Source organism: Flavobacterium sp. EDS, assembly GCF_020991525.1.
In the GTDB taxonomy this organism is placed as follows: Bacteria; Bacteroidota; Bacteroidia; order Flavobacteriales; family Flavobacteriaceae; genus Flavobacterium.
Genome location: NZ_JAJMOZ010000001.1, coordinates 426,296 through 438,251 on the forward strand (window position 1 = coordinate 426,296; position 11,956 = coordinate 438,251).

10 protein-coding genes are annotated in these 11,956 nt (G+C 31.5%); 6 read left to right on the top strand and 4 right to left on the bottom strand.

The window, feature by feature from the left end:
• Window positions 1-49: 49 nt before the first annotated feature.
• On the bottom strand, window positions 50-1,150 hold the full coding sequence (locus LPB87_RS01850) for a glycosyltransferase family 9 protein (protein WP_129537477.1): 1,101 nt from the start codon (window positions 1,148-1,150) through the stop codon (window positions 50-52).
• A 478-nt stretch (window positions 1,151-1,628) separates the two neighbouring features.
• Between LPB87_RS01850 and LPB87_RS01855 the strand changes: the two genes are divergently transcribed.
• The gene (locus LPB87_RS01855; protein ID WP_129537478.1) at window positions 1,629-3,038 is read left to right on the top strand and encodes an amino acid permease; all 1,410 of its coding nucleotides are present in this window, start codon (window positions 1,629-1,631) and stop codon (window positions 3,036-3,038) included.
• Window positions 3,039-3,181: 143 nt separating this feature from the next.
• On the opposite strand, the gene ald is transcribed toward LPB87_RS01855, so the two are convergent.
• On the bottom strand, window positions 3,182-4,300 hold the full coding sequence (gene ald, locus LPB87_RS01860) for an alanine dehydrogenase (RefSeq protein WP_129537479.1): 1,119 nt from the start codon (window positions 4,298-4,300) through the stop codon (window positions 3,182-3,184).
• A gap of 202 nt (window positions 4,301-4,502) precedes the next feature.
• Here ald and LPB87_RS01865 point away from each other — a divergent pair, with 202 nt between their 5' ends.
• A complete protein-coding gene (locus LPB87_RS01865) occupies window positions 4,503-4,964 on the top strand; it encodes an Lrp/AsnC family transcriptional regulator (protein ID WP_129537480.1) in 462 nt (153 codons plus the stop codon).
• Between the two features lie 188 nt (window positions 4,965-5,152).
• Here the strand turns inward: LPB87_RS01865 and LPB87_RS01870 are convergent, their stop codons facing one another.
• Window positions 5,153-6,601, bottom strand: a complete 1,449-nt coding sequence (locus LPB87_RS01870) for a glyceraldehyde-3-phosphate dehydrogenase (protein ID WP_129537481.1) — start codon at window positions 6,599-6,601, stop codon at window positions 5,153-5,155.
• 159 nt (window positions 6,602-6,760) lie between these two features.
• Window positions 6,761-8,167, bottom strand: a complete 1,407-nt coding sequence (locus LPB87_RS01875) for a trypsin-like peptidase domain-containing protein (protein WP_129537482.1) — start codon at window positions 8,165-8,167, stop codon at window positions 6,761-6,763.
• A gap of 145 nt (window positions 8,168-8,312) precedes the next feature.
• Here LPB87_RS01875 and dapF point away from each other — a divergent pair, with 145 nt between their 5' ends.
• From dapF to LPB87_RS01895, 4 genes are all read left to right on the top strand, one after another.
• The gene (gene dapF, locus LPB87_RS01880; protein WP_230604639.1) at window positions 8,313-9,095 is read left to right on the top strand and encodes a diaminopimelate epimerase; all 783 of its coding nucleotides are present in this window, start codon (window positions 8,313-8,315) and stop codon (window positions 9,093-9,095) included.
• Between the two features lie 55 nt (window positions 9,096-9,150).
• Window positions 9,151-9,684 (top strand): GNAT family protein, encoded by a 534-nt coding sequence (locus LPB87_RS01885; RefSeq protein WP_129537484.1) that lies wholly within the window; start codon window positions 9,151-9,153, stop codon window positions 9,682-9,684.
• Between the two features lie 56 nt (window positions 9,685-9,740).
• On the top strand, window positions 9,741-10,781 hold the full coding sequence (mltG, locus tag LPB87_RS01890) for an endolytic transglycosylase MltG (protein ID WP_129537485.1): 1,041 nt from the start codon (window positions 9,741-9,743) through the stop codon (window positions 10,779-10,781).
• A gap of 507 nt (window positions 10,782-11,288) precedes the next feature.
• A complete protein-coding gene (locus LPB87_RS01895; protein WP_230604920.1) occupies window positions 11,289-11,933 on the top strand; it encodes a peptidoglycan-binding protein LysM in 645 nt (214 codons plus the stop codon).
• Window positions 11,934-11,956 lie beyond the last annotated feature (23 nt).

Genomic DNA, 11,956 nt, shown 5'->3' on the forward strand with positions numbered 1-11,956 from the left:
GTAATAGACGATTAAAATTTAATATAGTTACTAAAAATCAAAAATTTACTTAAGAAAAAGCGATAATTGTAGATGTAGTAGTAACTCTAAGCGATAAATTATGACTAATCATGTATGCTATTATTTTTATAGATTGTAAAATAGAAGTTTTGTTAGTATTTATAGCTATACTATGATTACAATAAGGCTCATATTTTTTTTGCTCACTAATTGAGAATAAACCGACTGTAGGAGTTTGTACAGAACTTGCTAAGTGCATGATCCCAGAATCAGCTCCAATGAAAGCCTCAGTATTCGCAATTAATGCACCAATTTGACGAATATCTTTACTGTAAAAATGAGTGGCTTTAAAGTCTATTTGTGAGACATTTTCGATAGGTAAAATTTCAATAATATTATGATTGGGATATTGAGTTTTTAGTTTTTTGTAAAATTTCCCCCACCAAGATTTCGAATGGCATTTATCGCCAGTGGCATAGGTATAAATGCAAATTGTCTTTTTGTCATTATCGATCAAGTTTTCTAATATTTTTTTACCTTCAGTGATTTCAGAATTACTTAATCTAAGGTTTAACGCTGAAATAGGAGTATCACTAGGAATAAAACCTATTTCATTTAAAAAACTTCTAAAATTATATACAGGGTATTTTGCAATATGATCATAATCATTGTATTTTAATTGAATGTCTTCAGTAGTAGGATCTCCAAAGAATTTGAATTTTGAATTTGAAAATTTTACTGAAAGTCTTCCAGAGGATGAATTTTTATCTACATTAATTGCAATGTCATAATGTTGTTGTCGAAGTGATATCCAGACTTTAATGTATTGAAGTAAACTCTTAAAAGGCTTTTTAGGTAGTTGGATTATTGTATCGACATTATCATAGTTTTCGAATAGAATAGGAGCCAGGCTTCCTTTTACAAATAGATCTATTTTGCATCCTGGAAATGTATTTATAACTTCTTCTAATAACGGGGTAATTAATAATAAGTTTCCTAATCGAGCATTAGGTCTGGAAATTAAGACTCTTTTAATATCGGGTTTAATTATTAAATCACTTTTTTTAGAGGGTTTCGTATAGCTAATGTTTTTGGTTAAACGATGCATCAAATTACGTCTTACTATATTTATACTTTTTATTATTTTCATAGTGCAAAGGTTATTTGTTAAACTCGGTTTTATTAAAAGAATAAATGATTAACTCAAAAATTAGCAGTGATAAACTATAAATGAATAAGACTCTTTTTATAATTAGTATTGTAAAATGACTTAATTAATTATTTAGTAAAGCGCTTAATGTAAAGTTAATTTGTTCATTTATAGGATGATTACATAATTTTATCTTTTTCTTATATGATTAAACGAAATTATTTTTTTTAAAATAATTGGTGGTAAAGTATTAGTTATCTTGTGATTAAGTTTTTGTATGCTGAGAATAATAGAGAAATAGGTTGTTCATCGATTTTTATATTTTGTATTGTAAATAAAAAAAAGCTTAGGCTTTACTTTGCTTGATGATGATGATAAAACCAAAGATTATAACTGCTATATAATCTAAAAATCAAGAGTCTAAAAACTAAAATTTCCAAAAAAAGTATATCTTTAACCAACCAAAAAACCAAAATATATGCAAGAAAACAAACCAGAAGATTTTAAAAGAGAACTCGGATTATTAGATGGAACCATGCTCGTGGTAGGATCTATGATTGGTTCAGGAATATTTATTGTGAGTGCTGATATTGCGCGACAAGTAGGATCTGCTGGTTGGTTAACCTTAATATGGTTGATCTCAGGGTTGATTACTGTTATTGCAGCAGTGAGTTATGGAGAGCTAAGTGCTATGTTCCCAAAAGCAGGTGGACAGTATGTTTACTTAAAAGAGGCTTATAACAAATTAATAGCTTTTCTGTATGGGTGGAGCTTTTTTGCAGTTATCCAAACGGGTACAATTGCAGCTGTAGGTGTTGCTTTTGCGAAATTTGCAGCTTATATCTATGAACCTTTTAGTGATGAGAATATTCTTTTTGAAATTGGTTCTTTTGATTTAAATGCGGCTCAATTGGTTTCTATCGTTACGATTGTTTTGTTAACGTATATTAATAGTCGAGGAGTTAGGAACAGTAAAATTCTTCAAACTGTCTTGACAATTATTAAAATTTTATCACTTTTAGGATTAATTGTTTTCGGATTAACACTTGGGGCAAAAGCTTCTGTTTGGGATGCTAATTGGGTAGATGGTTGGTCTACAAGAGCTTTTGATGCAGATACTAAATCTTGGTTTCCAATAGGGGGAACAGCATTACTTACAGGTATTTCGGCTGCTATGGTTGGATCTTTGTTTTCTAGTGATGCTTGGAATGGAGTGACTTTTATTGCAGGAGAAATTAAAAATCCAAAACGGAATGTAGGTTTTAGTTTGTTTTTAGGAACTTTTATAGTTACAATTATCTATGTTTTGACAAATTTAATGTATTTGGCTGTTATTCCTTTTGACGAAATTGCTACGGCAAAATCAGATAGAGTAGCTGTTGTGGCATCACAATATATTTTTGGTAATATCGGAACGTTAATTATTGCAATTATGATTATGATTTCGACTTTTGCTTGTAATAACGGCTTAATTATGGCTGGTGCGAGAGTGTATTATACAATGGCTAAGGATGGTTTGTTTTTTAAGAAAGCAGCTATTTTAAATGAATCTAGTGTTCCTGCATGGGCTTTATGGGCACAATGTATTTGGGCTTCGGCTTTATGCCTGACAGGAAAGTATGGTGATTTACTTGATTTTGTGATTATCATTGTTTTAATATTTTACATTCTAACGATATACGGAATATTTATTTTACGCAAGAAAATGCCAAATGCAGAGAGACCTTATAAAGCTTTTGGCTATCCATTCTTGCCTATTTTGTATATTCTAGTAGCGTCAGCAATTTGTATTTGCTTGTTGCTTACCAAATTTTCTACATGTGGTTGGGGCGTTTTAATTATGCTAACAGGAATTCCAGTATATTATTTGACGAAGCCGAAAGAATAATTCAAGCTAACTGTAAAGTTTTTTTCAAGGAACATAAATTTTTATCTTAATAAAAACAGGGTATAACAATAACTACATAAAACAGAAAACCCGTCATATGACGGGTTTTCTAGTGTAGTAAGCACTTATATAATGTTAGAAACTTATACGTTTGCTAACACTAATTCTTCATTATAAGGAAGATTCCAAGCTTCGGCAACTCCTTTATAAAGAATTTTTCCATTTGCGATATTTAATCCTTTTCTTAATTCTTCATTTTCGTTACATGCTTTTTGCCATCCTTTATTAGCTAATTGTAAAGCATAAGGAAGAGTAGCATTAGTTAAAGCAAGCGTAGATGTGTAAGGTACAGCACCAGGCATATTAGCCACACAGTAGTGTACTATATCATCAATAATAAAAGTTGGGTTTTCGTGAGTTGTAGGAGTACAAGTTTCGATACATCCACCTTGATCAACAGCAACATCTACAACAACAGTTCCTGGGCGCATTAATTTAAGCATATCACGAGTAACTAAGTGAGGTGCTTTTGCTCCTGGAATTAAAACAGCTCCAACTACTAAATCAGCATCAGCAATTGCTTTAGTGATATTATAATGGTTAGACATTTCTGTATTTACATTTGCAGGCATAATATCATCTAACTGACGTAGACGTGCTAAACTTACATCCATGATAGTAACTTGAGCTCCTAAACCAGCAGCCATTTTTGCAGCTTGAGTACCTACGATTCCACCACCAAGTACTAATACTTTAGCAGGAGGAACACCAGGAACACCACCTAAAAGAATTCCTCTTCCTTTTAATGGCTTCTCTAGGTATTTTGCTCCTTGTTGGATAGACATACGTCCAGCAACTTCTGACATTGGAACTAATAAAGGTAAACTACGATCTGTTTTTTCAACAGTCTCATAAGCTAAACATACAGCTCCTTTTTCGATCATAGCATGTGTTAACGGCTCTGATGAAGCAAAGTGAAAGTATGTAAATAATAATTGATCTTTTTTGATTAAGTCATATTCAGAAGCAATAGGCTCTTTTACTTTAATGATCATTTCAGCAATAGCATATACCTCTTCAATAGTTGCTAGAACCTGAGCTCCAGCCGCTGTGTACTCCTCATCGCTAAATCCACTTCCTAAACCTGCAGTTGCTTGAACATAAACAACATGCCCATGTTTTTTCATTTCAGAAGCACCAGCTGGTGTAACAGCTACACGGTTTTCGTTATTCTTGATTTCTTTTGGAACACCTATTATCATTATCTTAAGTTTTTTTGTTTTTGTTAATTTTGTTTTACAAAGCTACATATAGAGAATATATTATTGATATTCTGATTATAATTAAGAAAATATTGTTTTTATTTAATATTTTTACAAAAAAATATTCTTTTTAAGGAGCATTTAACGTCTGTAAAAAGAAAAAATGACTGATTATCAATAATTATTTGAAACGCTTTTTACTATGCTTTTAGACGAAACTGACAAAAAAATCCTACGCCTTTTACAAGAAGATGCGCGTCATACTTTAAAGGATATAGCAAATAAAATAAATTTGTCTCTTACGCCTGTTCATGATCGAGTGAAACGTCTTGAAAGAGAGGGAGTTATTGAGAAATATGTCTCTATTTTAAGTAAGAAAAAATTAGGGAATAATCTTACTGTTTACTGCCAGGTAACGCTTACAAAACAAACCTATGATACTTCGGAAGGATTTAATCAATCTATTTTGAATTTGCCCGAAGTTGTAGAATGTAATTATGTTTCAGGAAATTTTGATTATATGCTTAAAATTATCATTCCTGATATGGAATCTTATCATCATTTTCATCAAAAGAAATTATCGATTTTACCTGAAGTTTCTTTAATCAATACAGTCTTTGTAATATCCGAAGTAAAAAGTACTACAGTCTTACCAATAATATAATAGTTATTATCTAGTTAAGTTATTGTAATAAAAAATGAACCATGTAAATAGTTTGAGTTTTATACGGATCTTTAATACTTAGTTCACTTAAATCCATTAATTAATAGGTTAGGAGAATTATCTAAAAAACAAAAAACCATCAAGAAATCTTGATGGTTTTGAAAATATTGGTTTTGGTTGTTTGTATGCTAGTAATAAGTAAAACGTCTTACTTTTGCAATATATTTGGCTAATCGAATTACTTGATGGCTGTAGCCGTATTCATTATCATACCATATATATAATACAATGCTTTTTCCGTCTTTAGAAACTATTGTGGCGTTACTGTCATAGATAGATGGAGCCGAAGTACCAATTATATCTGAAGAGACTAGCTCAGTATTCAAAGAGTATTTTATTTGCTCAACAAGTTCCCCTTCAAGCGCATATTTTTTCATTATTTTATTGATTCCAGCAATCGAAGTAGCTTTTTTTACATCAAGGTTCAATACAACTAGTGATCCATTAGGAACAGGAACGCGTATTGCATTAGATGTTAGTTTTCCTTCAAGTGACGGTAACGCTTTTGCTACAGCACTTCCAGCGCCAGTTTCGGTAATAACCATATTTAAAGCCGCTGCTCTACCACGGCGGTATTTTTTATGCATATTATCAACAAGATTCTGGTCGTTTGTATAAGCATGAATAGTCTCTAGGTGACCTTTAACAACTCCAAGAGTATCTTCTATCGCTTTTAAAATAGGAGTAATAGCATTTGTAGTGCACGATGCAGCTGAGAAAATATCATTTTCATCAGGATTGTACTCGTTATGGTTTACACCATGTACAATATTTGGTACTCCTTTACCAGGGGCAGTAAGTAAAACTTTGTCAACACCTTTAGAAACTAAATGTCTGCTTAATGCTTCTTGCGTAGTAAAAGCACCAGTGTTGTCAATTACTAAAGCATTGTTGATGCCATATAGAGTATAATCTATTTCTTCAGGAGAATTTGCAGAAATAACGTGCACCGTAGTTCCGTTAATTAATAAAGCATTATTCTTAGGATCAGCAGTTACAGATCCTTGAAAATCTCCATGAATAGAATCATATCTTAATAAAGAAGCTCTTTTTTCAAGATTAGCAAGTTCACTTTTGTCACGAATAACAATAGCTCTTAATCGCAATTGATTTCCTTTTCCTGTTTTCGACATTAATTCTCTAGCTAATAAGCGACCAATTCTACCAAAACCATAAAGAACAACATCTTTAGGTTGAATTTCTTCAGTTGATTTAGCTTCCTTAAGTTTTTCAATTACGAAATGACGAGCATCAGGGTATTTTTCATCCTCCAAACGATATTCATAAGTTAGCTTTCCAATATCTATTTTGGCTGGTGGTAATTTTAGAGATAAAACAACTCTTGCAATTTCTACAGAGTCAAAAACAGTGATTGGTTTACCTACAAATTCTCCTGCATACTGATGCAAGTTGATAATGTCACTTACATTTTTGTCTAGCAATTGATTTTTAAACAAAACCATTTCGATGGATTTGTCATACCATAAATCGCTTATGATTTTAATCAATTCTACTCCGGCTTTTCGTCTGTCGACTTGAAATGATACTTCTTTTTGGTACAAAGATTTTTTGCTCATAGTTGAAAATTTCTAAAAATAAAATAGCTTGTTTTTTTAAATTTGGCGCAAAAGTACCTATTTCAATCGATTTCGTAAGCTATTTTGTGATTTATTTTAGAAATAAAAAAGCCATCTTGATTTTTACAAGATGGCTTACGCTTTTGGAAATAATAAGAATTAGATGATAACTCGAATAACCTCTCCGTTTTTATTTATCATTTCAATTCGGACACTTTGGTTTTCGTCTTTTTTATTCAAAACTTTTGAAACCGTTTCAATATCTGTTGCTTTTATGTTATCAATACTTAAAATAATGTTGCCTTTTAATTCATCATTATATTGTTGCAAATTTTCATTTGTAAGGGCTTTAATTTTTACCCCGTAATTGATGCGGAATTTTTTTTTATCATTGGCATCGATATTTTCTAATTCGATTCCTTTAAATTCAGTACTAAAGAATTCGTTTTTACTTAAAATAACTGGAACTACTTTGTTTTTTCCGTCACGAATAAAAGTTACCTGAACTTTATCATTTGGTCTTTTTGTATTGATGTATCCAGAAAGATCCGCAAAAGTAGAGATGTCATGATTGTCAAGTTTTACAATGATATCTCCTTTTTGAAGACCCGATTTTTCGGCACCAGAATTTTTAGTCACTTTGCTAACGTAGAAGCCTTCTGTTTGAGCAATACCTAGCTCTTTAGAAGCAGCGTTATTAAGTTCTCCTCCTTCAACACCAAGAATACCTCTTTGAACATTACCAAATTGCATAAAGTCTTCGATGATTTTTTTAGTAATATTAGACGGAACTGCAAATGAATATCCTACGTAAGAACCTGTTGTAGATGAGATCATAGTATTGATTCCAACTAATTCTCCTTTTGTATTCACCAGCGCACCACCACTATTACCTGGGTTTACAGCAGCATCAGTCTGAATAAATGACTGAATGCCATTTGTGCCTAAATTTCTAGCTTTTGCTGAAATAATTCCAGCAGTTACTGTAGAGTTTAGGTTGTACGGGTTACCAACTGCCAATACCCATTCACCAACTTTTACTGCATCAGAATCTGCGAATATAGTATATGGTAATTTTTCGTCAGGATTAATCTTTAATAAAGCAATATCCATTTTAGAATCGGTTCCTATTAATTTAGCAGGATACGATTTTTTATTATTTAAAGTAATTTCAATTTCAGTTGCTCCTTTAATTACGTGATTGTTAGTTACGATATAACCATCTTGAGAAATAATTACCCCAGAACCTGTACCTACTTGTTCTTGTAATTGTTGACCACCATAACCATAAAAATATTCCAACATCGGATTAGTTACTGTTCTACGAGCTACATTTTTTACGTGTACCACAGTATGAATAGTTTTGTCTGCGGCGGCAGTAAAATCAACTGTTTCGATAGGTAATCCTAATCCAACTTGTTTAGAGTAAGAATTTGGTGCGACAGTTACAATTGAGTTTTTTTCACCAAAAAGGGAGCCGTTGTTATCAAATAATAACTTGTAAGCACCAAGTGTAGTAGCTCCGCTTAATAAAGACACTAAAAATAAGGTTGAGAATCGTTTCATAGTTGATTAGTATTTAGGTTATCTATTGTAAATTTATATCAAAAAAAAAGTGAAGTAAAGTGGTTTAACTCTCTTTAACAATGATTAACATTTCATTAATAGTTCGTACTTTTGTAGTTAATAATTCAAGAATAATTCAACAATAATGCAAGTAGAATTTTATAAATATCAGGGAACTGGAAATGATTTTGTAATGATTGATAATCGTTCAGAATTTTTCCCAAAGAAAGATACAAAATTAATTGAACAGTTGTGCCATAGAAGATTTGGAATTGGTGCAGATGGACTTATTTTGTTAGAAAATGATTCTGAAACCGATTTCAGAATGGTATATTATAATGCTGATGGAAACCAAAGTTCTATGTGTGGTAACGGTGGGAGGTGTTTGGTAGCATTTGCTAAAAAACTTCATGTAATCGAAAATGAAACTACTTTTATAGCTACAGATGGTTTACATCATGCTACAATAGCACCAGATTCGATTGTTTCATTGCAAATGATTGATGTTGATACTGTAAATAAATTTGAAGATCACACCTTCTTAAATACAGGTTCTCCTCACCATGTGCAACTAGTTGATGATTTGGAACATTATAACGTTAAAGAAAAAGGTGCAGCTATCCGATATGGCGATTTGTATGGTAAACCAGGAAGTAATATCAATTTTGTAAAAAAAATAGATGATAAAACATTTTCATTACGTACTTATGAAAGAGGAGTAGAAGATGAAACTCTTGCCTGTGGAACTGGAGCTACAGCAGTGGCAATAGCAATGAATGCAATAGGCGAGACAAACGAAACTGATATCAACTTAAATGTTGAAGGAGGTAAATTAGTGGTTTCTTTTGAAAAAATGGGAGAACATTTTACAAACGTTTTTCTTAAAGGACCTGCTGAATTTGTATTTAAAGGAACAATAGAAATATAGATATTGTGATCTAATTATTAGCCTGGCAAAATTTAAGGCTAACTAAAAGCATCAAATGATAACATTAAAAGGAGATACTATTTATATACGAGCATTAGAGCCCAATGATTTGGAGTTTATTTATGCTGTCGAAAACGATCTTAGAATTTGGGAAGTAAGTAATACTCAAACCCCTTATAGCCGGTTTTTGATAAAACAATATTTAGAAAATGCACATCAGGATATATATGAAGCTAAGCAATTAAGGCTGGCAATTTGTCAAGAGCAAGATTTCCCTGCTATTGGTTTGGTTGATTTATTTGATTTTGATCCTAAAAATAATAGGGCAGGCATTGGAATTGTAATTCAAGATAACGAAAAGAGGAATCAAAATATTGGTTCAGAGGCTTTAGAGTTATTAATTAGGTATTCTTTTTATCATCTTAATTTGCATCAATTATATGCAAATATTGGTGTTAAAAACGAACCAAGTAATGCACTTTTTACTAAATTTGGCTTTGAAAAAATTGGAACTAAAAAAGATTGGCTTTTGGTTAATGGTGTATACCAAGACGAAGCAATGTTTCAGTTAATTAATAAGAAGTTTTAAAAAAGTTTAGTTTTAGGTTATAATTTTAGAAATACTAGCAAATAATGCAACCCCATATGAATATAAAGAAAATTATAACGATAAGTGCCGTTATTGTAATTTCGGTTTTGATGGTTTATGGATTCATTTTAATAAACCAGATTTTTAGTGCTAATACTAAATTTTCAGAGAAAGAGGTATATGTATATGTGCCTACAGGATCTAATTATGACGATGTCAAAAAGTTATTAGAGCCTTATGTAAAGGACTTAAGTAATTTTGAAATGGTTGCCAATAAAAGAAATTATCCTGAAAATGTAAAACCAGGACGTTTTTTATTGACCAAAGATATGAACAACATGGATTTGGTAAGAGCAATGCGTTCAAATGTTCCAGTTAAATTAGCATTTAATAATCAAGAACGTTTGGAGAATTTTGCAGGACGTATTGGTTCTCAAATTGAAGCAGATAGCTTGTCTTTGTTAACAGCTTTTAAAGATCCTGAGTTTTTGAAAGAAAATGGTTTTAATGAAGAAAATGTATTTGCAATGTTTATTCCGAATACTTATGAAGTGTATTGGAATACTTCGGCATTGAAGTTTCGTGATAAAATGATCAAAGAATATCATAATTTTTGGACAGATGAACGAATTGCAAAAGCCAAAGCACAGGGATTAACACCTGTAGAAGCTACTATTTTAGCTTCAATTGTGCATAAAGAATCAGTAAAAAAGGACGAGAGACCAAGAATTGCAGGGGTTTACTTAAACAGATTGCGTTTAGAAATGCCATTACAAGCAGATCCAACGGTTATTTATGCAATTAAAAAGAAAACAGACAATTTTGACCAAGTAATAAAAAGAGTTTTCTATAAAGACTTAACTATGTCTTCTCCGTATAATACATATATGAATACAGGACTTCCTCCAGGACCAATTGCTATGCCAGATATAACAGCATTAGAAGCAGTCTTGAATCCTGAAAAAAATGATTACATCTATTTTTGTGCAAGTGTAGACCGTTTTGGCTATCATGAGTTTGCTTCTACTTTAGCGCAACACAATGTAAATGCAAAAAAATATTCAGATTGGATTAACAGCCAAGGAGTGGTAAGATAGTTTTTAGGAATAAAAACTTCAATTTTATCTAGACAGGGTTTTAGATACAATTTAAAAATATAAAAGATGCTGGAGCTTTAAAACTTCAGCATTTTTTTTGTGAATTATTGAAACGTAATATTTGTTTATTGAATTGATCAAATTTACTTGAATAATAGAGTTTGGCATTAGTAAGATACTTGACTTGTTTTTATTAAAAATACAGAAAAGAATGACATTTTTTTGCGTATTTAGTATTCAATAATTGTTTGTAGGTTTGTCTGTCTCTCGACGTTTTTCTTACAAAAATTGAAGGAAAATTACTTTTTACGAAAACGTTTTTAGTGGCTTTTAGCAGTATTATGAATTAAAAATATTTTTTGGAACGTTCTTCTAATTAGGGGTTTAAGGCGGATATTTTGTGATTTTAGAAAAGTTTAACTAGTTGATTTATAGCTTTGTAAAATTTGTTGTATCTTTGCAGGCAGAAATTTTTGAATGGGACAGCGTTCAAAAGAAAAACAATCTATGATAAAGAAATGGTATTTTTACACAACGTTAACAGTTATAATTGCATTTTTAAGCACGGGTTTTAAGCCCTTTAAATTAGACGCCAAACCTTGGTTTCTTACAGAAAATACAGATGGGACCGAATACTTATTACCATCTAAAGAAAAGAAAGATTACCCTGTCGCAGACAGTATTCCTTTCACCGGAAACCACCTAATCGGTTTCAAAGAAGCAATCGCTTTAAAAGAATCTCAAGGAAAATACAGAAAAGTAAATACACTTGGTTATATGGGGAAATATCAATTTGGTACCCAAGCCTTGCGTGCAATTGGAGTTCGAAATGAGGAAGCATTCCTGAAAAATCCTGCGTTACAAGAAAAAGCATTCCTTGCTTTGTTGTCAAAAAACAAATGGATATTAAGAAAAGAAATCGAAAAATATGAAGGGAAGCTAATCAGCGGAATTTATATTACTGAATCAGGGATATTGGCAGCAGCCCATTTAGGAGGCGCTGGTTCTGTTAAAAACTTTTTTAAGCAGAATGGAAAAAAGTATTTCAGAGATGCTTATGGAACGTCTATAAGAAGTTATATGAAAGCTTTTGGAGGTTATAATGTCTCTTCTGTCGAAGCAGATAATGATGCTACGGTACATTCAATATAATTCATCAGAATTAAGGATATAAA